General features: G+C 67.6%; 26 protein-coding genes. 10 read left to right on the forward strand and 16 right to left on the reverse strand.

Annotated features, from left to right (window positions below; translation table 11 throughout):
• Positions 1 to 7 precede the first annotated feature (7 nt).
• Both RLDS_RS40940 and RLDS_RS40945 read left to right on the forward strand, forming a co-directional pair.
• Positions 8 to 979, forward strand: coding sequence for an NAD(P)H-dependent glycerol-3-phosphate dehydrogenase (locus RLDS_RS40940; protein WP_021226219.1), 972 nt, complete (start codon positions 8 to 10; stop codon positions 977 to 979).
• Positions 980 to 1,010: 31 nt separating this feature from the next.
• Positions 1,011 to 2,531 carry a lipopolysaccharide biosynthesis protein gene (locus tag RLDS_RS40945; protein WP_021226220.1) on the forward strand — a complete coding sequence of 507 codons (1,521 nt, stop codon included), beginning with the start codon at positions 1,011 to 1,013 and terminating at the stop codon, positions 2,529 to 2,531.
• A 36-nt stretch (positions 2,532 to 2,567) separates the two neighbouring features.
• On the opposite strand, the gene RLDS_RS40950 is transcribed toward RLDS_RS40945, so the two are convergent.
• The gene (locus RLDS_RS40950; RefSeq protein WP_021226221.1) at positions 2,568 to 3,569 is read right to left on the reverse strand and encodes an adenosine kinase; all 1,002 of its coding nucleotides are present in this window, start codon (positions 3,567 to 3,569) and stop codon (positions 2,568 to 2,570) included.
• Positions 3,570 to 3,676: 107 nt separating this feature from the next.
• Here RLDS_RS40950 and RLDS_RS40955 point away from each other — a divergent pair, with 107 nt between their 5' ends.
• Positions 3,677 to 4,333: an EI24 domain-containing protein gene (locus RLDS_RS40955; RefSeq protein WP_031298215.1), complete on the forward strand. Its 657-nt coding sequence runs from the start codon at positions 3,677 to 3,679 to the stop codon at positions 4,331 to 4,333.
• A complete protein-coding gene (locus RLDS_RS40960; protein WP_021226223.1) occupies positions 4,330 to 4,701 on the forward strand; it encodes a hypothetical protein in 372 nt (123 codons plus the stop codon). Before RLDS_RS40955 ends, RLDS_RS40960 begins: the two co-directional genes overlap by 4 nt.
• Before the next feature lie 463 nt (positions 4,702 to 5,164).
• Here RLDS_RS40960 and queG read toward each other — a convergent pair whose 3' ends face one another.
• Positions 5,165 to 6,205, reverse strand: coding sequence for a tRNA epoxyqueuosine(34) reductase QueG (gene queG, locus RLDS_RS40965; protein WP_021226224.1), 1,041 nt, complete (start codon positions 6,203 to 6,205; stop codon positions 5,165 to 5,167).
• Between the two features lie 43 nt (positions 6,206 to 6,248).
• Here queG and RLDS_RS40970 point away from each other — a divergent pair, with 43 nt between their 5' ends.
• From RLDS_RS40970 to msrB, 3 genes are read left to right on the forward strand one after another with little or no spacing between them, the layout of a single operon-like run.
• Positions 6,249 to 7,238, forward strand: a complete 990-nt coding sequence (locus RLDS_RS40970) for an ABC transporter ATP-binding protein (protein ID WP_031298216.1) — start codon at positions 6,249 to 6,251, stop codon at positions 7,236 to 7,238.
• Positions 7,235 to 8,425 (forward strand): ABC transporter permease, encoded by a 1,191-nt coding sequence (locus RLDS_RS40975; RefSeq protein WP_021226226.1) that lies wholly within the window; start codon positions 7,235 to 7,237, stop codon positions 8,423 to 8,425. Before RLDS_RS40970 ends, RLDS_RS40975 begins: the two co-directional genes overlap by 4 nt.
• A gap of 19 nt (positions 8,426 to 8,444) precedes the next feature.
• Positions 8,445 to 8,921, forward strand: a complete 477-nt coding sequence (gene msrB / locus RLDS_RS40980; RefSeq protein WP_040603808.1) for a peptide-methionine (R)-S-oxide reductase MsrB — start codon at positions 8,445 to 8,447, stop codon at positions 8,919 to 8,921.
• On the opposite strand, the gene RLDS_RS40985 is transcribed toward msrB, so the two are convergent.
• From RLDS_RS40985 to htpX, 11 genes are all read right to left on the reverse strand, one after another.
• Entirely contained in the window at positions 8,902 to 10,668 is a 1,767-nt protein-coding gene (locus RLDS_RS40985) for a hypothetical protein (protein WP_021226228.1), read from the reverse strand. The two genes, msrB and RLDS_RS40985, sit on opposite strands and share 20 nt — an antisense overlap.
• Complete coding sequence (locus tag RLDS_RS40990) at positions 10,646 to 11,053, reverse strand: GtrA family protein (protein WP_021226229.1); 408 nt, start codon at positions 11,051 to 11,053, stop codon at positions 10,646 to 10,648. Before RLDS_RS40990 ends, RLDS_RS40985 begins: the two co-directional genes overlap by 23 nt.
• Positions 11,054 to 11,057: 4 nt before the next feature.
• A complete protein-coding gene (locus RLDS_RS40995; protein ID WP_021226230.1) occupies positions 11,058 to 12,581 on the reverse strand; it encodes an NAD(P)/FAD-dependent oxidoreductase in 1,524 nt (507 codons plus the stop codon).
• A 195-nt stretch (positions 12,582 to 12,776) separates the two neighbouring features.
• Positions 12,777 to 13,109: a UrcA family protein gene (locus RLDS_RS41000; protein WP_021226231.1), complete on the reverse strand. Its 333-nt coding sequence runs from the start codon at positions 13,107 to 13,109 to the stop codon at positions 12,777 to 12,779.
• Positions 13,110 to 13,284: 175 nt separating this feature from the next.
• Entirely contained in the window at positions 13,285 to 14,874 is a 1,590-nt protein-coding gene (gene purH, locus RLDS_RS41005; protein WP_021226232.1) for a bifunctional phosphoribosylaminoimidazolecarboxamide formyltransferase/IMP cyclohydrolase, read from the reverse strand.
• Between the two features lie 86 nt (positions 14,875 to 14,960).
• Positions 14,961 to 15,527 (reverse strand): DUF1993 domain-containing protein, encoded by a 567-nt coding sequence (locus RLDS_RS41010; protein ID WP_021226233.1) that lies wholly within the window; start codon positions 15,525 to 15,527, stop codon positions 14,961 to 14,963.
• Between the two features lie 51 nt (positions 15,528 to 15,578).
• Complete coding sequence (locus tag RLDS_RS41015; protein WP_021226234.1) at positions 15,579 to 17,345, reverse strand: heparinase II/III family protein; 1,767 nt, start codon at positions 17,343 to 17,345, stop codon at positions 15,579 to 15,581.
• Positions 17,342 to 18,004 (reverse strand): ribulose-phosphate 3-epimerase, encoded by a 663-nt coding sequence (gene rpe / locus RLDS_RS41020; protein ID WP_021226235.1) that lies wholly within the window; start codon positions 18,002 to 18,004, stop codon positions 17,342 to 17,344. Before rpe ends, RLDS_RS41015 begins: the two co-directional genes overlap by 4 nt.
• A gap of 90 nt (positions 18,005 to 18,094) precedes the next feature.
• Positions 18,095 to 18,586, reverse strand: coding sequence for a hypothetical protein (locus RLDS_RS41025; RefSeq protein WP_021226236.1), 492 nt, complete (start codon positions 18,584 to 18,586; stop codon positions 18,095 to 18,097).
• A gap of 61 nt (positions 18,587 to 18,647) precedes the next feature.
• Entirely contained in the window at positions 18,648 to 19,970 is a 1,323-nt protein-coding gene (locus RLDS_RS41030; RefSeq protein ID WP_021226237.1) for an RsmB/NOP family class I SAM-dependent RNA methyltransferase, read from the reverse strand.
• Between the two features lie 126 nt (positions 19,971 to 20,096).
• Complete coding sequence (gene htpX, locus RLDS_RS41035; RefSeq protein ID WP_021226238.1) at positions 20,097 to 21,050, reverse strand: zinc metalloprotease HtpX; 954 nt, start codon at positions 21,048 to 21,050, stop codon at positions 20,097 to 20,099.
• Positions 21,051 to 21,151: 101 nt separating this feature from the next.
• Here htpX and RLDS_RS55330 point away from each other — a divergent pair, with 101 nt between their 5' ends.
• From RLDS_RS55330 to RLDS_RS41045, 3 genes are all read left to right on the forward strand, one after another.
• The gene (locus RLDS_RS55330; protein ID WP_021226239.1) at positions 21,152 to 21,325 is read left to right on the forward strand and encodes a DUF1674 domain-containing protein; all 174 of its coding nucleotides are present in this window, start codon (positions 21,152 to 21,154) and stop codon (positions 21,323 to 21,325) included.
• A gap of 168 nt (positions 21,326 to 21,493) precedes the next feature.
• On the forward strand, positions 21,494 to 21,955 hold the full coding sequence (locus RLDS_RS41040; RefSeq protein WP_031298217.1) for a hypothetical protein: 462 nt from the start codon (positions 21,494 to 21,496) through the stop codon (positions 21,953 to 21,955).
• 90 nt (positions 21,956 to 22,045) lie between these two features.
• A complete protein-coding gene (locus RLDS_RS41045) occupies positions 22,046 to 22,924 on the forward strand; it encodes a UTP--glucose-1-phosphate uridylyltransferase (RefSeq protein WP_031298219.1) in 879 nt (292 codons plus the stop codon).
• Between the two features lie 9 nt (positions 22,925 to 22,933).
• Here RLDS_RS41045 and RLDS_RS57205 read toward each other — a convergent pair whose 3' ends face one another.
• From RLDS_RS57205 to ssb, 3 genes are all read right to left on the reverse strand, one after another.
• Positions 22,934 to 23,065, reverse strand: coding sequence for a hypothetical protein (locus tag RLDS_RS57205; protein ID WP_021226242.1), 132 nt, complete (start codon positions 23,063 to 23,065; stop codon positions 22,934 to 22,936).
• Positions 23,066 to 23,136: 71 nt separating this feature from the next.
• Positions 23,137 to 23,889: an SDR family NAD(P)-dependent oxidoreductase gene (locus RLDS_RS41050; RefSeq protein ID WP_021226243.1), complete on the reverse strand. Its 753-nt coding sequence runs from the start codon at positions 23,887 to 23,889 to the stop codon at positions 23,137 to 23,139.
• A gap of 18 nt (positions 23,890 to 23,907) precedes the next feature.
• The gene (ssb, locus tag RLDS_RS41055) at positions 23,908 to 24,504 is read right to left on the reverse strand and encodes a single-stranded DNA-binding protein (RefSeq protein ID WP_021226244.1); all 597 of its coding nucleotides are present in this window, start codon (positions 24,502 to 24,504) and stop codon (positions 23,908 to 23,910) included.
• Positions 24,505 to 24,528 lie beyond the last annotated feature (24 nt).

Consider the following 24,528-nt stretch of genomic DNA (forward strand, 5'->3'; position numbering starts at 1 on the left):
TGAAAGCATGAGGGCGGGAGTCATTGGCGCGGGCGCATGGGGCACGGCGCTGGCGCAATTGCTGGCCAGCGATGGGCAGCAGGTGATGCTGTGGGCGCTGGAAGCGGACGTGGTCGACGCGATCAACGCCAGCCATCAAAATCCGCTCTACCTCGCCAATATCCCCCTATCCCCTTCGATCCACGCGACTGGTTCGATGAGCGACCTGTCCGCCTGCGAGATGCTGCTGGTGGTCAGCCCGGCGCAGCATCTGCGCGCCGTGGTGGCGCAGGCCCCTACGGGCGTGCCGCTGGTCCTCTGCTCCAAGGGCATCGAGGCGGGCAGCAGTCTGCTGATGTCGGAAGTGGCGGCGCAGGCGCAGCCGGAGTCGCCGATCGCGGTTCTGTCCGGTCCGACCTTTGCCCATGAAGTGGCGAAGGGGTTGCCGACCGCCGTCACGCTGGCGTGTGAGGACAAGGCGCTGGGCCAGCGGCTCGCCGCGCGGATCGCGCGGCCCTCCTTCCGCCCCTATCTGTCCGACGATGTGATCGGCGCGGAAATTGGCGGCGCGGTCAAGAATGTGCTGGCCATCGCCTGCGGCGTTGCGGAGGGGGCGGGGCTTGGCCTCAACGCCCGCGCGGCGCTGATTTCCCGGGGCTTTGCCGAAATGACCCGCTTTGGCCTGGCGCGTGGCGCCCGCGCCGAAACGCTGGGGGGCTTGTCGGGGCTGGGCGATCTGGTGCTGACCTGCTCGTCGACCAACTCGCGCAACTTCTCGCTTGGCAAGGGGCTGGGCGAGGGCGCGCATGCGGCAGAGCTATTGTCCAACCGCCGCACCGTGGCCGAAGGGGCGCATACCGCCCCGGTGCTGCGCGATGCGGCGCGCGCGGCCGGGGTCGAAATGCCGGTGGTGGAGGCGGTCTGCGCCCTGCTGGCCGATGCCGCGCCGCTGGCCGATGTGATCGACGCGCTGCTTGCGCGCCCGTTGCGACCCGAATAAACCGCCCCGTGCCCACATCCTTTTCCCTGTCATGACACCGGCCGAACCGCCGCTGACCGCGACCGACCGGTCCCTGCCCGATGATCGGGACGATATCGCCGCGCTGGCGAAGGGCGGGCGGACGAATATCTTTGGCTTCCTGCTGCGGCTGGCGGCGCGGCTTCCTTTCCTGTTCATCGCGGGGCGCTGGTATGGCGCGGATGCGTTGGGCCGCTTCGCCTATGCCGTGCTGGTGGTGGAATTCATCGCCCAGATCGCGACGCTGGGCCTCAAGCGCGGCCTCGCCGGGGCGCTCGCCCAGACCGAGCGGCCGCATAATCATGTCGTCGCCGATGCGATGCTGGTGACGTTGCTGGCGTCGTTGCTGGGCGCGGCGATCCTGATCGCATTTCCGCAGGCGATGTTCCCCAACAGCAGCATCAACGGGCTCGATCGGCTGCTGGCGCTGGTGGTGATCGGGGTTGCGGGGTCTGACGTGGCGCTGGCCGCCTGCGCCTATCGGTTCGATATTGGCGCGACCGTGCGGGCGCGGTCGATCATCGAGCCCTGGGCGATCAGCATCGGCGCCTTTGCCTTTGCCTTTTATTCGACGCGCGACGGGCTGATCCTCTCCTATGCCGTGTCGATGATCGCGGCGCTCGCCGCCTCGCTCCTGCCGCTGATGCGCCATTATGGCCTGCCGCGCGGCTGGCGGCCCGATGGCGGGCGGCTATGGCGGCTGGCGCGGCGCAATCTGCCGCTGGCGGCGGCCGATGGCGTCGAATGGGGATCGCGCCGGCTGGACATGGCGATATTGGGTCTGTTCGTCAGCCCGGCGGTGATCGGGGTCTATTATGTGGCGCAGCAGGTCGCGTCGCTGCCGCAGAAGCTCAAAACCAGTTTCGACCCGATCCTTGGGCCGGTCATCACCCGCAATCTGGCGGAAAACAACCTGGCCGCCATCGCCAAGCAGGTGAGCCAGGTCGGTTTCTGGATCATCGCGGCGCAGGCGGGGATCGCGCTGGCGCTGGGCATTCCGGGCGAAGCGGTGATGGGGCTGGTGGGGCCGCATTTCGTCGGGGGGACCGGCGCGCTCGCCTTCCTGCTGCTGGCCGAAGTCGTGGCGGCGACGGCGGTGGTGAGCGAATCGGCGCTGGTCTATATCGCCCGGCACCGCAACCTCATGATTTCGCTGGTGATGATCGGGTGCCAGGCGGCGCTGAGCTTCGCGCTTATTCTGCTCGCCCGGCAGATGGAACTGCCGGGCCTGTGGGTGGCGGCCGCGCCTGCGCTGGCGCTCTGCCTGGCGCTGGCGCTGGGGGCGCTGGTGAAGGCGCGGCTGCTTTCGCGGCTGCTAGGTGCGCCGATCAATGCCTGGCGCTGGCCGCTGCTGAGCGCGGCGGGTGTCGCTTGTATCGTGGGCGCGGGGTTCGTTGCGCTGCCGGCGCGGTTCGAATGGGTCGAACTGGCGGTCGGCGTCTGGGCAATATTGGGGGCTTATGCGCTGGTCATCTGGCGCTGGGGCTTCGGACCCGATGACCGCGCGCTGTTCCGCAAGCAGAAGGCGGGCTGAGCCGGGGGCCCAGCCGCGCCTTCCGGCCCTGCGCGGTCAGGCGAACAGCTGGTCGCGGATCACCACAAGATCGGCTTCGGGCCGTGCGCCCCAGTGGGAAATCACTTCGGCCGCCGCCGCTGCGCCCAGCCTCAGGCAATCGGCAACGTCGCGTCCTTCGATATGGGCGGCGAGGAAGCCGGCGGCGAACAGGTCGCCCGCGCCGGTCGTGTCGATGATCTGGCTGACAGGCGCGGCGGGCGCTTCGTAGCGCACGCCATCGACCACCGCCACCGCGCCCTTTTCGCTGCGGGTCGACACCAGCACCGGCACCTTGTCGGCGAAGCGGGCGAGCGCCGCGTCGAAATCATCCACTTGGCCCAGCGACTGGATTTCGCCCTCGTTGGAAAAGAGGATGTCGATCAGCCCCTGGTCGATGAGGTCGATGAAGTCGGCGCGATGCCGGTCGATGACGAAATTGTCCGACAAGGTGAAGGCAACCTTGCGGCCCGCGCCGCGCGCCGCGTCGATCGCCGCCCGCATTGCCGCGCGGGGCTGTTCGGGGTCCCACAAATAGCCTTCGAGATAGAGGATGCCGGCCGAGCGGATCATGTCGAGGTCGAGCGCGGCTTCCGGCAGGAATTGCGACGCGCCCAGAAAGGTGTTCATCGTGCGCTGCGCGTCGGGCGTCACCAGGATGAGGCAACGGGCGGTGGGCACGTCGCCCTGCATCGCGGGCGTGTCGAACCGGATGCCCAGCGCATGGACGTCATGCGCGAAGACGTCGCCCAGCTGATCGTCATTGACCTGGCCGATGAAGCCGCATTTTTTCCCCAGCGCAGCCAGGCCCGCCAGCGTGTTGGCGGCCGACCCGCCGCTGATTTCCTTGGCTTGGGGCATGTCGGCATAGAGGCTTTCGGCCATGGCGGCGTCGATCAGCTGCATGCCGCCCTTGGTCAGCGCATGCTGCGCCAGAAAGGCGTCGTCGCTGCGGGCGAGAACATCGACAATGGCGTTGCCGATGGCGACGACGTCGAGCGTGGGGGCGGAAGCGGTCACGCAATATCCTTATGCTGGTAATAAAATTGCGCCGTCTCTACCGGGCCGGCGGCGCGGGTGCAACGGCGCTGATTGACGGCGGGGCCGGGCAGGCGGATAGCAGGCCCATGATCCTGATCGCCGCGCTGCGCGCCATTCCTTCCATCTTCCAGCGGGCGACGCTGGGCCTGATGGCCAAGACCCTGGCGCTGACGCTGTTGTTGTTCGCGCTGCTGGCGGCGATGCTGTGGGGCGGTTTCCACGCCGCGCGACTGGCGCTGGGCTGGGGCGGCGGGGGCCTGGCCGAAGCGAGCGCGACGGCGATCGCGATGGTGGCGGCGGGGTGGCTGCTGTTCCGGGCGACGGCGATGGCGGTGATGGGGCTGTTCGCCGACGATATCGTCGCGGCGGTCGAACGCGCCGACTATCCCCAGGTCGCGGCCCGGCCGGTAGGGTGGGGGCGCAGCGCGCGGCTGGCGGTCGCCTCGCTGGCGCGCGCGATCGGGTGGAACATGCTGGCGCTGCCGGCCTATATCGCGCTGCTGGTGACGGGCGTGGGGACGATCGGCCTGTTCCTGGCCCTCAACGCCTATCTGCTGGGCCGCGACATGGCCGACATGGTCGAGCCGCGTCATCCCGCGCTGCCGCCGATCCCGCGCGGCAGCCGGTGGCTCATGGGGCTCGTTTCGGCGCTTCTGTTCCTGGTGCCGCTGGTCAACCTGCTTGCGCCGATCTTCAGCGCGGCTATGGCGGTTCATATGCTGCTTGGCCGGAAGACCCGATGATGATTGCCCGCCCTGTCCTGTCGGTCCTGCTGCTCGCCCCCCTGGCGGCCTGTGGCGGATCGGTCGTTCCCCGGGGCAGCTACGCTCCGCCGCCCGCCGGCCCGCCGGCCAGCGCCTTTCAGAAACAGGGGCCTCTGCTGGGGTCGGATGCGCGCCGCCTGACGCAATTGTTCGGCACGCCCCGGCTCGACATTCGGGAAACCACGGTGCGCAAGCTGCAATTCGCCAATGGCCGCTGCGTGCTGGACGCCTATCTCTATGCGCCCGCGCGCGGCAAGGAGCCGGTGGTGACGCATGTCGACGCGCGCAACCCGACCGGCGCGGATGTCGATCCGGCCGCCTGCGTGAGCGCGCTCCAGAGCAAATAGGCGGCGCTGTTCCGATTGCCCGAAGTTCACAGTGTCGTGGGGCCTTTTGGGGTGCGAAGCGACACCTAAGCGCCTGCGAAGCGACACCGAAGCGACCGCAACGCGACAGTGGTCGCGGGGACCGCAGGAGAGCGCGAAAGGGCGAGGAAAGGGGCGGCGGTGCATCGCCAAGGGTAAAGCAGGCGAAATCCTATTTTGGAAGAAAATAGGATGGGGGGACGCGGGCGCACAGCGTCGTGGCTGATGGAGCATTGCGGGGAGAGATGGGTCCCCGCTTTCGCGGGGATGACGGGGGGCGGGTAGGTCGTCTTGGGTTTGGATGGCGAGGGCGCGTTCTTTCGCGCAAGCTGTTTCCGGGGCAGGCGCGGGGCGAGAGGGGGACACCCCTCCGTCAGCACTGCGTGCTGACACCTCCCCCAAAGGGGAGGATGATTTGGTGCCGATGGCCGGCCACCGCCCCCCGTCAGGCGGTGAGTTTGGCGATGGCCCAGGCGGCGGCTTCGGCGACGACGGGGTCTTCATCGTCGCATAGGGGGCGTAAGCGTGTGAGCAGGCGCGGGTCGGCGCTGTTGCCTGCGGCGATGGCGGCGTTGCGGACGAGGCGATTGCGGCCGATGCGCTTGATCGGCGAGCCGGAGAAAATCTCGCGAAAGGTCGCGTCATCGAGGTCCAGCAGGTCGCCAATGTCCGGCGCGGCGAGTTCGGCCCGGCCAAGGAACGCCTTGTTCGCGGCGGCATGGTCGGCAAATTTATTCCAGGGACAGACCGCCAGGCAATCGTCGCAGCCATAGACCCGGTTGCCGATGCCGTCGCGCAGATCCTGCGGGATCGGCCCCTTATGTTCGATGGTGAGGTAGGAAATGCAGCGCCGCGCATCGACGACATAGGGGGCGGGAAAGGCGTCGGTCGGGCAGGCGGCCTGGCAGGCGGTGCAGCTGCCGCAATGGTCGCGTTCCGGCGCATCGGGCGTCAGCGCGCGTTCGGTATAGATGGCCCCCAGGAACAGCCAGCTGCCGTGGGTCCGGCTGACAAGGTTGCTGTGCTTGCCCTGCCAGCCCAGGCCCGCGCCAGCGGCAAGGGGCTTTTCCATCACCGGCGCTGTGTCGACGAAGACCTTGAGGGCATTTGCTTCGCCTTCGCGCGTGGGTTGTTCCACCAGCCAGCGGGCGAGCGCCTTCAGCGCCTTTTTAACGACATCGTGATAGTCTTTGCCCTGCGCATAGACCGAAAAGCGCGCGCGGTCGGGCGCATCGGCGAGCGCCAGCGGATCGCGGGCGGGCGCATAGCTCATGCCCAGCATGATGACGCTGCGCACGGCGGGCCACAAGCCGCGCGGCGACCCGCGTTGCTCCGCACGCTCCTCCATCCACAGCATGTCGCCATGATGGCCCGCGTCCAGCCAGGCGCGCAGCCGCGCGGCGCTTTGCGGCGCGGCGTCGGCGTCGGCGATGCGGCAGGCGGCAAAGCCCAGCTGCTGCGCCTGCGCCTTCAGGCGCTGCTCCAATGTTTCTGTAGGCACGGCCACGGGTCCAGACTATCAGGGCGGGATGATCGGCGACACCCCGGCTTCTTCCCCCGCTCCCCTGACCGCCCCTATGCCCGTCTTCGCGGTCGAAGGCCATGGGCTTGTCAAGACATTCGGCAGCTTCCGCGCGGTCGATGGCGTCGACATCGCGGTGCCGACGGGCGCGATTTACGGCATTTTAGGCCCCAATGGCGCGGGCAAGACGACATTGCTGCGCACTTTGCTAGGGATTGTCGACCCGGATGCGGGCGAGCGGCGGTTGCTGGGGGCCAGCCAGCCTTTGCGCATGGCGCGGCAAGTGGGATATCTGCCGGAAGAGCGCGGGCTGTATCCGTCGATGAAAGCCTATGAGGCGATCGCCTTCATGGGGGCGCTGCGCGGATTGCCGCTGGCGGAAGGGCGGCGCCGCGCCAAGGCTTTGCTGGAAGATCATGGCATGGGTGCGGCCATCGCCAAGCCGATCCGCCAACTGTCCAAGGGGATGGCGCAGACGGTGCAATTGTTCGGCACGATCGTGCATGAGCCGCGCCTCATCGTGCTGGACGAACCCTTTTCCGGGCTGGACGCGATCAACCAGGAAAAGCTGGAGGCGTTGATCCGCGAACAGGCGCGGCGCGGCGTCACCATCCTGTTTTCCACCCATGTCATCGCCCATGCCGAACGGCTGTGCGAACGGGTCGCCATCATCGCGGGCGGGCGCATCCGTTTCGACGGCACGGTCAGCGCGGCGCGCGACCGGTTGCAACCACAGGTGCGGTTGCGCACGCGGGCGACCGACGGGGCATGGCGGCGCGCATTGCCGCCCGACACGATGGCGCAGGAAGGGGCGTGGCATTTCGCCCTGCCGGCAGAGGGGATAGAGCCGCTGCTGCGCGCGCTGATCGACGACCGGGCGGGGATCGAAAGCCTGTCGATCGAGCGGCCGGGGCTGCACGACGCCTTTGTCGCGATCGCGGGCGAAGCGGTGGCGCGGCAGATGCGCGAGGAAGCGGGCAAGGAGGCGCGGGCATGAGGGCATTGTGGCGCGCGGCGTTCGTCATCGCCCGGCGTGATTTCACCGCGGTGGTGCTGTCGCGCACCTTCATCCTGTTCCTGCTGGGGCCGTTGCTGCCGATCGTCATCGGCTTTGCCTTTGGCGGGCTGGGCGAGCGGATTTCGCGGTCGGACCTGCGGCCGGCAGTGGGCGTGGCGCTGGCCCCGGCGGAGACGGCGGCGATGCTGCGGGCGCAACGGCGGCTGACCGAGCGGATGGGCGCGGATGCGCTGCCGCGCCTGCAACGGGCGCCGCTGACGCCCGACCCGCGCGCGCAGCTGGCGGACCCGGATTCGCAGGTCGTGGCGATTATCTCGGGCAGCCTGACGCGCCCGGTGCTGACGGGAAAGCCCGAGGATCTGGACCGGTTGCAGGGCGACGTCAGCCTGTTGGCGACGGCGGCGCTGGCGGAACGGACGTTGCGCTTCGTGCCGGTTGAGCGGCAGGAAGTGGCGAAAAGCCTTGGCGCGCAGGCGCAGGCGCAACTGCTGATCGGGCGGGCAGCGCAGGTGGTGATATTTTTCCTCACCATCTTGCTGGCCGGCATGATCCTGTCCAACCTGGTCGAGGAAAAGACGAACAAGATCATCGAGATATTGGCCGCGGCCGTGCCGATCGACGCGATATTCCTGGGCAAGCTGATGGCGATGCTGGCGATGAGCCTGGTGGGCATCGCCTTTTGGGGCGGGACGGCGCTCGCCATCTTCCTGGCGGCGGGCGGGCAGCCGGCGGCATTGCCCGCGCCGGCGGTGGGATGGCCGATCTTCCTGGCGCTGGCGCTCGCCTATTTCACCATGGCCTATACGCTGCTTGGGTCGCTGTTCCTGGGGATCGGCGCGCAGGCGGCGACCGTGCGCGAAGTGCAGACGCTCAACATGCCGATCACCATGGGACAGATGCTGATCTTCTTCTTCGCCAGCTATGCCGTCGACCATATGGGGTCGCCGGCCGAGATCGCGGCGTGCATCTTCCCGTTCAGTTCGCCCTTCGCGATGATCGCGCGGGCGGGGCAGGAGGCGGCGGTGTGGCCGCATCTGCTGGCGCTGCTATGGCAGGCGGCGTTCGTGGCGCTGATCATCCGCGTGGGCGTGCTGCTGTTCCGGCGGCATGTGATGCAGTCGGGCGGGCGCTGGTGGAAGCAGCTGTTCAGGCCGGCGACAGGCTGATTGCGCTATGCCGTTGGCCATGAACAGACGGCATTTCCTGGGCGGTGTCGCCAGCGGCGTGGGCGCTGTGGCGCTGTGGCAATTATTGCCGGGCGAGGCGGAGGCGGCCTATGCCTACACGCTGAGCGACGCGCAATGGCGCAAGAAGCTGAGCCCCTGGGCCTATAAGGTGTTGCGGCAGGAAGCGACCGAGCGCCCCTATAGCAGCCCGCTCAATGAGGAGCATCGCGCGGGTATCTTCGCCTGCGCGGGGTGCGCGCAAAAATTGTTCAGCAGCAAGACGAAGTTCGACAGCGGCACGGGCTGGCCCAGTTTCTGGGCGCCTTTGCCGCGCGCAGTGGGCACCAGTCGCGACTTCGCGCTGGGCTATCCGCGCACGGAGGTGCATTGCGCGCGCTGTGGGGGGCATCTGGGCCATGTGTTCGACGATGGTCCCAAGCCCACGGGCAAGCGTTATTGCATGAACGGCGTGGCGCTCAGCTTCCAGCCCGCCTGATCCGCCATATCCGCAGCGGCCCCTTGCCCGGCAGCGGCTCCAGCCAATCGGGCGCGCGGCCCTGCCGGACCATGGCGGCCAACCCTTTAGGATTTTCGCGCGCGTAGGAGCGCAGTTCCGTCAGCGAATCGCAGCCGACCAGATAGGTCGCGCCGCTGCCCGCGACGATGGATCGCGCCTGTTGCGGGTCGGCGACGAAGGCGCGGATAACCTGCGTCAGGCCCGCGACATTGCGATGATGCGCGGTGGCGATGACGCTGTGGCGGGTGCGCAGCAAGATGTCGGGGCCCATGTCGATCGGCGCGAACAGCGTGGCGGGCGGCAGGCGGTCGAGCGGCGCGAGGAGGAGTTGGGCGCGGCAGTCGGCGGCGGCGCTCTTGTCCTCGGCCGGGTGGCTGGAGACAAGCGCGATCCAGCCAGCGCTCAGCCCCGCTGGCGACAGCAGCACCAGCGCCGCTGAACCAAGGACGCGGATGATGGGGCTGCGTGCGGCCTGGGCGCGGCGAAAGAGCAGGACGATGAGCCAGGCGATGCCCGGCAGCGCGAAGAGATGGGCGACCGACAGGGCGCGCATCACCAGCATCGCCACGAGCGTCGCGCCGACGATCAGCAGCGCGAGCGTCACCCAGCGCGCCCGCGCCGCGCCGGATGAGCGCCATGCCGCCAGCAGCGCGCCGGCCAGACCCGCCAGCGCCGGCAGCAGGATGGCGCCGCGCATGGCAAGGTCCTGCGCCCAGATCGGCCGCCCTTCCATGACCTTGAGATACCAGAGGCGATAGGCGACCGGGCCGAGCGCGGCGAAGGGATCGCCCGACAGGCAGGGGCCGCCGGTCCCGAGGAAGGTCAGGACCGCCGCGCCGCCCGCCAGCGCGGCGACGATCAGCCGCCGCCTGGCCGTATCGAGGCCGATGACGCGCCCGGCGAGGGCAGCGGCGAGGGCCAGCGCGACGAGCGGCCAGACATAGGCGTAGGACAGGGCGTCGCAATGGGTGGCGAGCAGCGCGCCCGGCCCGCGTAGGAGCGTGAGCAGGACTGCGGCGCTAAGGCCGAGCGTGACGGCGAAGGCGAGGAAGCGCGGCCCCTGATTCCGGTCGATCCAGTGGCGCAGCGCGAACAGAGCGGCGAACAGCGCGGCATAGGGGAGCGCCTCGCTCGAAATCTGGAGCCATGTCGCCAGCGCCAGGGCGGCGATGACGCCGCCCCGCGCCGGGCGCCCATCGAACGCGCCCATCAGCGCGACGCCGGCAAGCAGTATCTGCCAGCCATGATGGTCGATGCGCAGCGGCGCGAACTGGACCAGGATGCTGGGCGACGTCAGCAGCAGGATGACGCCGACCAGCGCTACGGCGCTGCCCGCGACCCGGCGCGCGGCGGTGAAGGCGGCGGCGACGAGGCCGCCCAGCAGGAGCAGCGGCACGGCGATGCAGGCGACAAGCTCGGCGCTCGCCGCGCCGAGCAACGGCCGCAGGAGGAGGATGAAGGCCGCGATCGGCATGTCGACGATTCGCGACCAGTGCATCGGCCCGCCATGGGGCGGGTTCACCCGATGCTGGGACACATCGAAAAAGGATTGGCCGGCCAGCCAGTCGCGCACCTGCACCAGCCGCATCGCATCATCGGGATCGCGAAAGGCGGGCGCGGAAAAGCGGCCATGGTAGAGCCACAGCAGGACGAGGCAGCAGACCAGCCAGGCCAGCCCTGCCCAGAGCGCGGCGCGGCGCAGGTCAGGCGCGGGCGAAGATGCCATATTTGCGGATCGCATAGACGGTGAGGAAGCTGACCGGGACGGACAGGAGCTTGGCGAGCGCAGGCGCGGTGCCGACGAGGCTGAGCGCGCCGACCATCGCCATGGTCATGCCCATGCCCAGCAGCGCGCTGGCGATGAAGGCGAGGCGCTGGCCATGCGATGGCCCTGCGCCGGTGTCGAAGACGAAGCGGACGCTGATCGCCCAATGGACCAGCAGGCCGCCGGCATAGCCACCGCACGCCGCCGCGACCGGCGGCAGGCCCAGGCGGTCCAGCAGCAGGAACAGGGCGAAGTCGCTGGCGAGCGCGATGATGCTGGCCAGCAGATAGCGGGCGAACATCAGGCGCGCGACCGGCAGGACCGCCGCCCGCAGGCGGGAGGCCATGGGGTCAGGCCGCCTTGAGCCGGGCGGGGACGGCGCGGACGCTGGCGAGCGCGGGCTGCGCGTCTACATCCTGTCCTTCCGCGCCGGCCTCATGATATTCGGCATCCTCATTGACCTGCCACACGTCATGGACGCGGCGGCCGGCGATGATGTTGCGCACCGTCAGCATCGCGGTCATCATCGCATGATCCTGGTTATTATAGCGGTGCATGCCGTTGCGCCCGACCATGTGGAGCGTGGGATAGCGCGCCTCCAATTCGGTGCGCATCGCCAGCACATTGGCGGCATAGGCGTCGTCATAGACGGGATAGGCCTTTTCCTGACGCACCACCGCGCCGCCGACGACATCCTGCGGCTCGCACAGGCCAAGCTGCGCCATTTCGCGTGTCGCTAGCGCGATCAGATCGGCATCGGTCGAGGACCAGAGGCCGTCGCCTTCGAAACAGAAATATTCGAGGCCCACGCAGGCGAGCGTGGGATCGGGCACCATTTCGGGCGACCAGCTGCGGAAATTCTGGATGCGGCCGACCTGCACGCGCGGATCATGGATATAGATCCAGTTGTCGGGGAAGATATCATCCCCCTTCACCATCAACGCGACAGTCAGGAAATCGCGATATTTAAGGTCCATCGCCTGCGGCAGCGTAGCGGGCAGCGGGTGGATGCGGCCGGCCAGTTCGCGCATCGGCGCGGAGGAAATGACATGGCCGGCGCGGATGGTGACGTCGCCATCGGGGCCGTCGGCAATGAGCCGCCATGTGCCATGCGTCTGGTCTTCCTCCAGCCGTTTGAAGCTGTGCGCCATCAGCACCTGGTTGCCGCCCGCGACCACATAATCGCGCGCCGCGTCCCACATCATGCCGGGGCCAAGGCGCGGATAGCGGAAACTTTCCAGCAGCGTCTTGGTCGCCATGCCGTCATTGGGCGTCTTGTTGAGGCCAAGGCTACGCTTGAGCCCATCCTTGACCGCGCCCCAGAGCGACAGGCCCTTGATCCGCTGTGCTGCCCAGTCGGCCGACATTTCATCGCACGGCATGCCCCAGACCTTTTCGGTATAGGTCTTGAAGAAGATCGAGAACAGCTTGTGCCCGAAGGCGTTGACGGTCCAGTCCTGGAAGGAGCGGATGTCACGATTGGGAAAGAGTTTCGCCTTGGCGAAGCTCGCCATGCAGAGCGTCGAGCGCCAGAGGCCCAGATTGCGCAGCGCTTCGAACGCGCGCAGAGGATAGCTGTAATATTTGCCCTCATAATAAATGCGGCTCATGCGCGGGCGCTGGATGAAATCGTCGGGCAATATCTCGTTCCAGAGGTCGACCACCTGCTGCGACTTGGAAAAGAAGCGGTGGCCTCCAATGTCGAAGCGAAAGCCATTCAACTCCACCGTGCGGCTGATGCCGCCGACATAGGTCGGGTCCTTTTCGATCACGGCAACGCTATAGCCCTGCTTGGTCAGCAGATAGGCGGCGGTCAGGCCGGCCGGGCCAGCCCCGATAATGGCAACATCCACCTTCTGATCGGTACGCGGCATGGCAATATGGTCCCCCGATGGTCTTCGTGCCGACCGGAGTGAAGGAAATCTTCTAAGGAGTGGTTAATCGCCGGTAAGCATGACGGCGCGTCGGCCAAGACAAAGGGCCGCCCCGCATGATGCGGAACGGCCCCCTGCAGTCCCCTTCGTGGGGGAAGGATCAGGCGCGGCGGATGCGCTCTGGCAATGGCCCGATCAGCCCAGACGCTGGGTCAGGGCGGTCAAATCGCTACGTGCGCCGTCGATCGCGGCACCGTAGCAATTGCGATAATCGTCGGTCACGGGGATGACCGATCCATTGACGAAACCGCACACTTTCTTGGATGCGCGGATCAGGCGATAATCGGCGCGGCGCACGTCGCCCGCGCGGGCGAGATTAAGATCGGCGAGCGAAACGGTCATCGACCGGGTTTCCGTGCCGCTGGTGCCATCGACAATCACGTCATTATTGGTGCTGCCGGCGCTGGCCATAGCGGGCAGCGCAAGGGCGATCGTGGCGGCAAAGGCCGCCAGCGTCTTCATGCTCATCCTTGTCTCCTGTCGAACATGTTTTCTTGTCTTGTGCCCCACGTCTGACGTGGAAGTAGGGTCGCGCCTTAAATAGGCGCGGCAGGACGGGTTGAAAAGAGGCCACTTGGCAAAAAGTGGCGGATTTGCGCGATTTTGCAGGTGCGAACAGGATGCGTTCGCACCTGCATGAGATTCAGTGCCGGAAGTGGCGCATGCCGGTGAAGACCATGGCGAGGCCCGCTTCGTCCGCCGCCGCGATCACTTCGTCGTCGCGGATCGATCCGCCGGGCTGGATCACCGCGGTCGCGCCGGCCTCCACCGCCGCCATCAGGCCGTCGGCGAAGGGGAAGAAAGCGTCGGAGGCGACCGCCGAACCGATGGTGCGCGGCTGAGCCCAGCCGGCCTTTTCGGCGGCATCCTTTGCTTTCCAGGCGGCGATGCGCGCGGATTCGAGGCGGTTCATCTGGCCTGCGCCGACGCCCGCCGTGCTGCCGTCCTTGGCATAGACGATGGCGTTCGATTTCACATGCTTGGCGACGGTCCAGGCGAACAGGCAGTCCTTGAGTTCCTGTTCGGTCGGCGCGCGCTGTGTCACGACCTTGAGCGCGTCGCGGCTGACCTGGCCATTGTCGCGGCTCTGCACCAGCATGCCGCCCGCGATGCTCTTGACCTGAAGGCCCGGACGCGCCGGATCGGGCAGGTCGCCGGTCAGCAGCAGGCGGAGGTTCTTCTTCTTCGCGAAGATCGCCTTGGCCGCGTCATCGGCGTCGGGCGCGGCGACGACTTCGGTGAAGATGCCGCTGATCGCCTCCGCCGTGGGGCCGTCGAGCGGGCGGTTGACCGCGATGATGCCGCCAAAGGCCGAGACGCTGTCGCAGGCGAGTGCGGCCTCATAGGCTTCGATCAGCGTGTCGCCGGTGGCGACGCCGCAGGGATTGGCGTGCTTGACGATGACAACGGTCGGCGGGCCGTCGCGAAATTCGCTGACCAACTCGAGCGCGGCGTCGGCGTCGTTGTAGTTGTTGTAGCTGAGTTCCTTGCCCTGGATCTGCTGCGCCTGAGCGATGCCGCGCGCGGTGGGACCGACCGGCAGATAGAGGGCGGCGGACTGATGTGGATTTTCGCCATAGCGCAACGTCGCGCCCAGCGTGCTCGCCAGGCTGAGCGTTTCGGGGAAGGCGACGCCCTGGTCTGCGAAAGCGAACCAGCTGGCGATCATCGAATCATAGGCGGCGGTGGCGGCATAGGCCTTGGCCGCGAGCATGCGGCGGAAGTCGTAGCTGGTCGCGCCACCCTTTTCGTCCATTTCGGCGATCAGCCGGGCATAGTCGGCGGGATCGGTGAGACAAGCGACGCTTTCGTGATTCTTCGCGGCGGAGCGGACCATGGAAGGGCCGCCAATGTCGATATTCTCGATAATCTCCTCGCGATCCGCGCCTTTGGCGACGGTGGCGGCGAAGGGATAGAGGTTGACGACGACGAGGTCGATCGCGCCGATGTCATGCGCGTCCATCGAGGCGACATGATCCGGGTTGCCCCGCACGGCGAGCAGGCCGCCATGGACCTTGGGATGTAGCGTCTTGACGCGGCCGTCCATCATTTCGGGGAAACCGGTGAGGTCGGATATGTCCTTCACCGTCAGGCCCGCCTCACGCAGCGCCCTGGCCGTGCCGCCGGTCGACACCAGTTCGACGCCATGCTTCCCCAGCGCCTGGCCCAGTTCGATGAGGCCCGCCTTGTCCGACACGGACAGGAGGGCGCGCTTGATGGTGACGTCGGACATGAGGCAGGCTTTCTTATCGCAGGACAGGAAGAATGGGCCGTCCCTTAGGCCGGGTCGGCGGAAAAATACAGCCTTGGGATGCGGGGTCAGTCCTGCGACGCGCCCGGCTGGCGCAGGCGGGGCAGCATGTGCGCGACATAATCCGCCTTGCCCAGCTCCACGCCCTGCGCGCGCAGGATGGCGTAGGCGGTCATGACGTGGAAGTAAAATTGGGGCAGCGCCCAGTCGCGCGCATAGCTGTCGGACGTCAGGTCGAAGATCATGCCATTGGGCAGGTCATGGGCGAGCGGCACGTCGCTGCCCCGGTCGAGCGCGTCGGTGGCCAGGCTGTCGAGCAGGACGAGGGTTTCGGCGATGCGCGCCCGCGCGTCCGCCATGGTGCCGGGCTGATCGCCCGCCTGCCGCCCTTCGTCCAGTAGCGCCATGACCCGGTCGGGCAGCGGCTCGTCGCGCAGGCGATGCGCCCCTTCCCACACCTGCACGCAGGCGAAGCGCACTTGCGTCGCGAGCGGAAACATATCGGGCGCGAGCCGCGCGGACAGCAGCGTGTCGGCAGCGCCGCCGGCCATCTGCACTTCGGCCTTGGCAAGCCAGTCGGACAGCGCGCCCAGCATCTGGCGCCAGGTGGGGACGAGCAGGTCGGTCGGGGTCATGCGGCGATGTCCTTGCAGGAGCGGGGAGTGAGGAGGTGAGGACGGGGACGGTCAGCCCATCCGCTTGAACAGCCAGCCGATGCTGGAGCCGCCCGGCAGGGCTTCGCCGGTGACGACCAGCTGGCGTGTGGGATGGGGGTGGCCATCGCCATCGACCCACAGGCTGTCCTCGACGCTGAGCAGGCCCGTGCCGGTGCGGAACTGCCAGAGCGCGCCCTGGTCGATGCGCAGCACGGCGGCCTGATTGTCGGCGGTCAGCGTGGGTTCGACGCCGGGCGCGAGGTGAAAGCGTATCTGCACCGGCTGGCGGCCGGGCTTGCGGCGGCGTTCGGCCGGGGTGAGCATATCCTCGCCGCGCACTTCCCGGCCATCGCCGCTCACCATCAGCAGGCGGCGATGGACATAGCCCATCCGCCGGACATAGCCGTCATGGCTGAGTTCCAGCCGGCTGCCATTGTCCATTTCCTGCCGGTTAAGCTCGACCTCGGTCACGCCCTTGCCCAGCGTGCCGCCGGGCAGCAGGGCGGTGGAATTGCTGTCATTGAGCACCAGCGTGCTGTGCGCGGCGGTGGTGCGCAGGCCCTGCGCCAGATCGGCGGTGATCCACGCGCCTTCCAGCGCCGCGCCGCCGCAATTGACGATCAGCCGCTGGCGCCCGTCGCTGATCTCGATCGCGCCGGTCGAGGCGCAGCCGGCGTCGGCCAGGCGCGCGACCGGCGGCGGGGCGGCATCCACCTGAACCACGGTCGCGCCGGCGGCGATCCGCTGATAGCCCCAGTCGCGCGCCTGGCGCAGCGGACGGGCGCGCACGCGGCTGGCCTGCACGACGCTGTCCACCATCTGCGGCGCGATGGCGCCGGACCCTTGCCAGCTGCCAAGCCCGCCATCGCCATGGGCAAGGCCGAGCAGCGCGGGGACCGTGCGGGCCAGCGCATCGCCAAGGAAGAGCGGCGGCTTTTCCCGGCGCACGTCATAGACAGCGCGCAACATGGAGAGCGCCATGATCGTTTCCATCTGCGCCAGCGGCGATCGCGACACGATGCCGCCATCGGCATGGATGCCGCTGTCGATCGCGCGCTTAAGGCCAGCTTCGCCGAATTGCCGGCGGGTTTCGCCGCCCGGGATCAGCAGCCCGGCGGCGATGATCGCGCACCAGGCGACGATGCGCGGCAGGCCCATCGGCGCCTTGTCCGCGCCCCGGTCCAGATGCCGGGCGGTGCGCGCGATGCAGTTAAGCACCAGCGAGCGATAGACAAGGTCGCTGGATGATAGGATGAGCGGGGCGTGGGCGGTCCAGAACAGCAGCCGCCAGCCGGCATTGTCCGCCCGCCATGCCGGCTCGCTGGGCGTTTCGGCATGGACGGCCAGCCATTTGCGCAGCACGCCTTCGGCGATCGGCGCGCCCTGTTCGCGCGAGGCGCTGACCGACAGGTCGCGCAGCCAGCGGAAGCTGTGCAGATAATCGCTAAAGGCCGGACCGACGCCCGGCCGGGCAAAGTCCAGCCGGTCGATCGGCAATTTCTGCCCACGAAACAGGAAATAGCCCGCGCGCATCGCCGCCCCGGCGCGGCCATCGCCGACAATGTCGTCGTCGGGCACGGCCAGCAGCTTGAGCGGATATTTGCCCCGCAGCCGGCGACCGTGGATCGGCGTTTTCCAGCTGAGCAGATAGACATGATGCGCGATCTTCTGCGTCAGCGACAGCCCCTTGTCATCCGCGACGCGGATGAGGCGCTTGCCCTGCTCGATGCCGTCCGCGCCCTCGTCGGGCGGCAGGTCCTGGCCCGAGCGGGCCGACAGGCGTCGCGGGTCGCTCACCCGCCCCGCAATTGACGGATATTGTCGGCATAGGCGCTCTGGCCGCCGCGGAAGGTCGCGGTGCCGGCGACCAGCACGTCCGCGCCCGCCGCGATCGCCCTGGGCGCGGTGGTAAGGTCGATGCCGCCATCCACCTGAAGGCGGATGTCGCGGCCCGACTTATCGATCATCTTGCGGATCGCCTCGATCTTGCGCAGCTGATTTTCGATGAAGCTCTGGCCGCCGAAACCGGGATTGACGCTCATCACCAGGATGAGGTCGACATCGTCGATCAGATAGTCGAGCATCTTGGCCGGGGTGCCGGGATTGAGCACCACGCCAGCCTTCACGCCCAGCGACTTGATATGCTGGACGGTGCGGTGGATATGCGGACCCGCTTCGGGATGAACGGTGATGATATCCGCGCCAGCCTGAACGAAGGCATCGAGATACGGGTCCACCGGCGAGATCATGAGATGGACGTCGAACGGCTTTTGGCTGTGCGGGCGCAGCGCCTTCACCACGGCAGGGCCGATGGTGATGTTGGGCACGAAATGCCCGTCCATGACGTCGATATGGATCCAGTCGCAGCCCGCTTCGTCGATGGCGCGCACTTCCTCGCCAAGGCGTGCGAAGTCGGCGGACAGGATGGAGGGCGAGATAAGGATGGGATGGGTCATCAACCCCCCGCCTTAGTGGCGCGCGGTGCGGGAGGCAACGGCGATTTTCCCGACCGTCCGGGCCGATCAGGCCGGGAGCCGGAGGCGAGGTCAGAGCATGACGAAAATGGTCGGGTCGAGCCGTCGCGAGGCGGGCGCGCCCTGCGGCAGCAATTGCTTGACGCCATGCAGCCCGACGACCTGTTCCGCGTCGTCGAGCACGGGTGCGGCGATCAGCCGCATCGCGCAGCGGCCCTGGCCATCGGCCTGATCGATATCGACATCGATCGTGAAGCCGCGCTTGTGCCGGATCGCATAATCGCGCAGCCGCTCCATCGGTTCGCGCGAGTCCGTGGCATAGAGCGATACCGCGAGCGGCCGCGGCACGTTGAGGTCGCGCTCCAGCCCGAATATGTCGTAGACGCCCGCCGTCCATTCCAGCCGGTTGTCGACAAGGTCGCATCGCCACAGGCCCAGCCCGCGTTCGGCCAGCGCCGCGTCGTTGCGGGCAATGTCCGGGTCCAGCAGGACCGGGGCAAGATGGGTGCGCAGATCATAGAGCGGCCAGCTATGATTAAGTGGCAATGGCTCGATCGGGCGCATGGATGAACCTTGGGCTGGTAAAAGGGATGCTGTCGCAGCCTTACGCCATCATGGTTAAAGGTCAGTGTGCGCGCTTGACAAGCCGGGCGATGAAGAATCCGTCCGTGCCGCCTGCGCTTGCGAGCGTGTCGGGCAGGGTGCGCAGCCGGCCCTGCGGGTCGGGCGCGATTCCTTCCGGCAGTTCGCTGGTCGCGATCGGGTCCAGCGCGAAGTCCGCTCGCGCGTCGAGGAAGCGCGCGACCTGATCCTCCCCCTCCGCGCGTTCGAGCGAGCAGGTGGCGTAGATGATGCGTCCGCCCGGCGTCAGCCAATCGGCGGCGCGCGCCAGCAATTGCGCCTGCAAGTCGGCCAGCTCCATGATCTGGCGCGGGCCGATGCGGTGCAGGACGTCAGGATGGCGGCGATAGATGCCGGTCGCCGAACAGGGCGCGTCGAGCAGAATGGCGTCGACGGGCGCGGGGGGCTGCCATTGCCGCAGGTCCGCCGCGACGATGTCGGCCGCCAGCCCCGTGCGCGCGAGATTTTCGGACAGTCGCTCCAGCCGCTTTTTCGACTGGTCCAGGGCAGTGACGCGCCAGCCGGCGGCGGCCAGCTGCATCGTCTTGCCCCCCGGCGCGGCGCAGAGGTCGAGCGCCGGGCAGCCATCGCCTTTGCCAAGCAGCCGTGCGGCGCAGGACGCGGCAATGTCCTGCACCCACCAGGCGCCCTCGGCAAAGCCGGGCAGGGCGGGGATCGCCGCGCCGCCGTCAATGGGATGAGCGGGCAGGCGGACATGGCCGGGGGCGAAGGATGTGCCGCCCAGCGCCTCTGTCCATATTGCCGTCTCGCCCGCGTCGCGCAGAGTGACGTCCACCGGCGGGCGCACGGCATAGGCATGGGCCGCCGCCTGCGGCATCGCTGCGCCCCACTGATCGCTCCAGCGCGCAAGCACTTCGGCGGGCAGGGTTGGCGGATCGGGCAACACGGGGTTGCTGCGCGTCACCGTGCCGAACACGCCATGGACCAGCTTGCGCGGGCCGCCGTCGACAAGCGGCAAAGCGGTGGCGATAGCGGCATGGGGCGGGGTGTCCATCCGCAAGGTCTGGGCCAGCGCGATGCGCAGCACCATGCGCGCTTTGGCGTCGTCGGGCAGGATCTGGCGGGTTGCGTCGTCGATCAGCGCGTCGAGATCGGGCAGATGGCGCAAGACTTCGGCGGCGATAGCGTGGGTGAGCGCGCGATCCTCCCGCGGCAATCCCTGCGCCGCGCCGTGCAGCGCCAGTTCCAGCGGCTCGCCCCGGCGCAGCACCGCGTCCAGCAACCGCAGCGCCGCGCGACGGGCGGGCAGGCCGGGGACGTCATCGGGACGGGGGCGGGACGTGCGGGACGAAGGACGGGGAGGCATGGAAGGCGGTTAGGCCCATTGCGGGTAAAAGCAACCTCCGTTCGCGCCTGGCGCGTCGAGAAGCGGGTAGCGCACCGCTTGATCGCGTTTCTCGACTACGCTCGAAACGAACGGAGATTATGGCTTTTAGGGGCGCCCGTGCGGATCAAGGGCGCTGCGGCGGCGCGTGGGTGCAGGGGTTGGGGCGTTCGGCGACAGGGCGGATGCGCGCGGCTGGACGATCGGGGTGGGTGCAATCCCGTCGACCGATCCCATGTCGCTGGCGATATCCTGTAGCGCGGCGATGCGCTTTTCGGTGGCGGGATGGGTGGAGAAGAGTTCGCTGACATGGGTAGGCACGATGTAGAGCTGTGCCGTGGCGGGGTTGCGCGCGACGACCGGGTTGGGGATCGCCTGCGCGGCCCCTGAAATCTTGGCGAGGGCGGAGGCGAGCGCGCGGGGATTGCCGCTGATTTCCGCGCCGGCGCGGTCGGCGCCATATTCGCGCGTGCGGCTGATCGCCATTTGCACGATCATCGCGGCGAAGGGCGCGACGATCACCGCGAGCAGGGTGGCGAGGATATTGCCATGGCCTTCGTCGCGTCCGCCGCGAAAGAACAGGCCGAATTGCGCGAGCATGGAAATGGCGCCCGCGATCGTCGCGACCATCGTCATGATGAGCGTGTCGCGATGCTTCACATGGCCCAGCTCGTGCGCCATCACGCCCGCCACCTCGTCGCGGCTAAGCATCGCCAGCAACCCGGTGGTCGCGGCGACGGCGGCATGGTTGGGATCGCGCCCGGTGGCAAAGGCGTTGGGCGCGTCCTGGTCGATCAGATAGACGCGCGGCATCGGCAGGCCCGCGCGCTGCGCCAACTGCTGGACCAGACCGTAAAAGTCCGGCGCGCTGTGGGCGTCGACCTCCCGCGCATTATGCATCTTGAGGACGATCTTGTCCGCGTTCCAGAAGGTGAAGAGGTTCATCCCCGCCGCGACCAGCAGCGCGATCACCGCGCCGCCGCTGCCGCCCAGCGTGTAACCCAATGCCATGAACAGCGCCGTCAGCGCCGCCAGCAACGTCGTCGTCTTGATGCCGTTCACTTGCCAAATGCTCCTTGCCCGCCCAGATAGCAGGGCAGAGATGAATATGGGGTGGATCTGCGCTGCTCGCAATTGCCCGCCCCCAATCGAAAGGCCGCTTCATGGGAACCTTCAACGGCAAGCGTCCCGCGCATGTGACGCCGCCCAACCATCTGTCGAAAAGCCCGCCGGTGCCCGAGCCAGACCCGATCGACAATCCCACGCCCCATGACGAGGAGATGAGCCCGGTTCGCTATGGCGACTGGGAGCGCAAGGGCATCGCCATCGATTTCTGACCTGGCGCACGTGCCTGCGGCTTGGGCGGGCGCACGATTCGCCGCCCTTCCTGCACGGCTGCCGGTGATCCGTGCGACAGAAGCGAGGAGCATGCCGCGCCGACACTGGCCTCTCGCCTTTGCGGGGTGCAGGACCGAGCCTCATAAAGGAGATTTCGGGGCGTGGGTGTGCATCTTGTATCTGACGTAAATGTGAGACCGGTATCGGATTATGCGCCGGAGGACGCGGCGCTGCTTTGTTCGGTCGGGCGGCTGATCTGCGCCTGGACGATGCTGGAACAAAGTTTGGAGGCCAAGGTCGGCCTGATGCGCGAGGGCATGGGCGATGTGCGCACCGTGGGCGCACGCACCCGGCCCAGCATGTCCAAGCTGATGACCGAATTGCGCACCATGGTCGCCATGCGCGACCGCCGCAACGCCAGCGCGCTCACGGAAATTTCGGCGATCGAGCGGGACATGCAGCGGATCGACCGGTTCCGCGCGCTCATCATCCAGGGGTTCCAGCAGCCCGAGCCGGGTGGCTTTGCCTGCCGTGACCCGCGCAATAACCGCATCCATGTTTCCCTGGATCAACTGGATGGCGAAATTTCGGCTTTGGAGGCGGTGGCGGAGCGACTTCTGGCGGTGTGACGCGTTAGGGCGTGCGCAAATGCTTGACCTTTGCGGCTGCGCCCGCGATTTCAGGCCTATCTTTCCGCATTGCAGCGAGAATGGAGCAGCATGTCCCACAAGCCTATTCGCAAAGCCATTTTTCCCGTTGCTGGCCTTGGCACCCGGTTCCTGCCCGCCACCAAGGCAGTGCCCAAGGAATTGCTGCCCGTCGTCGACCGGCCGCTGATCCAATATGCGGTGGATGAAGCCCGGGAAGCGGGCATCGAGCAGATGATTTTCGTCACCGGTCGCGGCAAGGGCGCGATCGAGGATTATTTCGACATCGCCTATGAGACAGAAGCGACCCAGCGCGAGCGGGGCAAGGATCTGGGCGCGCTGGAGGGCACGCGCCTGATGCCCGGCAATGCGGTCTTCATCCGCCAGCAGGAGCCTCTGGGCCTGGGCCATGCGATCTGGGTCGCGCGCGAGATCGTGGGCGATGAACCCTTCGCCATCCTGCTGCCCGACGAATTCATGAAGGGCGCGAAGGGCAATGGGTGCCTGAAGCAGATGGTCGATGCCTATGACAAGGTCGGCGGCAATCTGGTCTGCGCGCTGGAAATCCCGATGGACGAAACGCCCAGCTATGGCGTCATCGATCCGGGCGCGCGCGACGGCGTGCTGACGGAAGTGAAGGGCTTGGTCGAAAAGCCCAAGCTGGGCACCGCGCCATCCAACCTGATCGTGCCGGGCCGCTATATCTTGCAGCCCGAGGTCATGAAGATCCTGGAAACGCAGGAGAAGGGCGCGGGTGGAGAAATCCAGCTGACCGATGCGATGGCGTCGATGATCGGCACCCAGCCCTTCCACGGCGTGACGTTCGAAGGGCGCCGCTTCGACTGCGGGTCAAAGGCGGGGTATATCGAGGCCAATCTGGCGCTGTCGCTGGAGCGCGCGGACCTGAAGGATCATATCCGCGCCTTCGCGCAGGAGGAACTGGCGCGCTAAGCCGCCGGGTCAGGCGAGCGCCACCGCGCCGTGCAGCAGGATGGCAAGTCCGCTGATGGCGATGGCGCTCCCGACGGCCAGCTGGGCCGGATGCACCATGCGACGGATGGGGAGGGCGATGCTCTGTTCGATGCTGGACATGGCAGGGATATAGGGACGATCGCATCTGCGGTCCCGTCGATTATATCGGTCAATATGATCGCGCCAGGCGATTACAGCGTCGACACCATATGGCCGCCGTCGACCACCAGTTCGGTGCCGGTCATATAGCGCCCCGCGTCCGAGGCGAGCAGCAGCAGGGCGCCATCCAGATCCTCAAACTGGCCGACACGGCGCTGGGGAATGCGCGCCACCATCGCCTGGCCCGATTTGCTGGCGAGGAAACCGCGATTGATGTCGGTTTCGAAATAGCCGGGGCAAAGCGCGTTGACGCGGATGCCCTGGCCCGCCCATTCCAGCGCCAGCGCGCGGCTGAGCTGAACCACCCCCGCCTTGGCCGCGGCATAGGCGGCAAGATAGGTCGACACGCGCAGGCCCAGGATCGATGCGGTATTGACGATGCTGCCGCCCTGCTGCGCGGCGACCATGGCCCGCCCGGCCGCGCGCGCGACGCGGAAGACGCCGGACAGGTCGGTGTCGATCACATCGCCCCAGGCCGCTTCATCCATGGCGAGCGCTGGGCCGCCCTGCGCCACGCCGGCATTGTTGATGACAATGTCAAAGGCCGGCCGGTCGAAGGCGGCGTCCACCGAGGCGGGATCGCGCACGTCGATGCGCACGCAGTCGGCTTGCGCGCCCGTTGCGGCGATCTCGGCTGCCATGGCCTCCAGCCGGTCGAGCCGGCGCGCGGCCAGCGTGACCGCGACGCCATGGCGCGCCAGCAGCAGCGCGAAATGCCGGCCAAGGCCGCTCGACGCGCCAGTAACGAGCGCGCGCTTGCCGCTCAGGTCGTCAAAGATCGCCATGGCCGGACCCCCGCCCGATTAGAACGGGACTTCGTCGTCCAGATCATTGTCGAAATTGGGGCTGCCCGCGCCGCCGCGATTGCCGCCGCCCTGCGAGCGGTTGCCGCCGCCATAGCCGCCACCGCCCGATCCGCCGGACCCGCCGCCGAAATCATCATAATCGCCGCCGCCAAAGCCGCCCGATCCGCCCTGCCAGTCGCTCACGCCTTGCGAGCGGCCACCGCCGCCACCGCCATAGCCGCCGCCCTGGCCGCCACCGCCCGGCGCGCCATCCAGCATGGTAAGGACAGAGCCAAGACCCTGGAGCACGACTTCGGTCGTGTAGCGGTCGTTACCCGACTGGTCCTGCCATTTGCGGGTGCGCAGCTGCCCTTCGATATAGACTTTGGAGCCCTTGCGCAGGAAGCGTTCGGCCACGCCCACCAGCCCTTCGGAAAAGATGGCGACGCTGTGCCATTCGGTGCGCTCCTTGCGCTCCCCGGTCATGCGGTCCTTCCAGCTTTCGGACGTGGCGATGCGCAGATTGCACACCTTGCCGCCATTCTGGAAGCTCTTGACCTCCGGGTCGGCACCCAGATTGCCGACCAGAATGACCTTGTTGACCGAGCCTGCCATGTTACCTCCGATAGATTGATCGGC

Source organism: Sphingobium lactosutens DS20 (assembly GCF_000445105.1).
GTDB lineage: Bacteria > Pseudomonadota > Alphaproteobacteria > Sphingomonadales > Sphingomonadaceae > Sphingobium > Sphingobium lactosutens.

Coding starts and splice junctions, on each gene's coding strand:
- RLDS_RS40940 (WP_021226219.1), top strand. CDS start 8: ATGAGGGCGGGAGTCATTGGCGCGGGCGCATGGGGCACGGCGCTGGCG.
- RLDS_RS40945 (WP_021226220.1), top strand. CDS start 1,011: ATGACACCGGCCGAACCGCCGCTGACCGCGACCGACCGGTCCCTGCCC.
- RLDS_RS40955 (WP_031298215.1), top strand. CDS start 3,677: ATGATCCTGATCGCCGCGCTGCGCGCCATTCCTTCCATCTTCCAGCGG.
- RLDS_RS40960 (WP_021226223.1), top strand. CDS start 4,330: ATGATGATTGCCCGCCCTGTCCTGTCGGTCCTGCTGCTCGCCCCCCTG.
- RLDS_RS40970 (WP_031298216.1), top strand. CDS start 6,249: ATGATCGGCGACACCCCGGCTTCTTCCCCCGCTCCCCTGACCGCCCCT.
- RLDS_RS40975 (WP_021226226.1), top strand. CDS start 7,235: ATGAGGGCATTGTGGCGCGCGGCGTTCGTCATCGCCCGGCGTGATTTC.
- msrB (WP_040603808.1), top strand. CDS start 8,445: ATGAACAGACGGCATTTCCTGGGCGGTGTCGCCAGCGGCGTGGGCGCT.
- RLDS_RS40985 (WP_021226228.1), bottom strand. CDS start 10,668: ATGGCATCTTCGCCCGCGCCTGACCTGCGCCGCGCCGCGCTCTGGGCA.
- RLDS_RS40990 (WP_021226229.1), bottom strand. CDS start 11,053: ATGGCCTCCCGCCTGCGGGCGGCGGTCCTGCCGGTCGCGCGCCTGATG.
- RLDS_RS40995 (WP_021226230.1), bottom strand. CDS start 12,581: ATGCCGCGTACCGATCAGAAGGTGGATGTTGCCATTATCGGGGCTGGC.
- RLDS_RS41000 (WP_021226231.1), bottom strand. CDS start 13,109: ATGAGCATGAAGACGCTGGCGGCCTTTGCCGCCACGATCGCCCTTGCG.
- purH (WP_021226232.1), bottom strand. CDS start 14,874: ATGTCCGACGTCACCATCAAGCGCGCCCTCCTGTCCGTGTCGGACAAG.
- RLDS_RS41010 (WP_021226233.1), bottom strand. CDS start 15,527: ATGACCCCGACCGACCTGCTCGTCCCCACCTGGCGCCAGATGCTGGGC.
- rpe (WP_021226235.1), bottom strand. CDS start 18,004: ATGACCCATCCCATCCTTATCTCGCCCTCCATCCTGTCCGCCGACTTC.
- RLDS_RS41025 (WP_021226236.1), bottom strand. CDS start 18,586: ATGCGCCCGATCGAGCCATTGCCACTTAATCATAGCTGGCCGCTCTAT.
- RLDS_RS41030 (WP_021226237.1), bottom strand. CDS start 19,970: ATGCCTCCCCGTCCTTCGTCCCGCACGTCCCGCCCCCGTCCCGATGAC.
- RLDS_RS55330 (WP_021226239.1), top strand. CDS start 21,152: ATGGGAACCTTCAACGGCAAGCGTCCCGCGCATGTGACGCCGCCCAAC.
- RLDS_RS41045 (WP_031298219.1), top strand. CDS start 22,046: ATGTCCCACAAGCCTATTCGCAAAGCCATTTTTCCCGTTGCTGGCCTT.
- RLDS_RS57205 (WP_021226242.1), bottom strand. CDS start 23,065: ATGTCCAGCATCGAACAGAGCATCGCCCTCCCCATCCGTCGCATGGTG.
- RLDS_RS41050 (WP_021226243.1), bottom strand. CDS start 23,889: ATGGCGATCTTTGACGACCTGAGCGGCAAGCGCGCGCTCGTTACTGGC.
- ssb (WP_021226244.1), bottom strand. CDS start 24,504: ATGGCAGGCTCGGTCAACAAGGTCATTCTGGTCGGCAATCTGGGTGCC.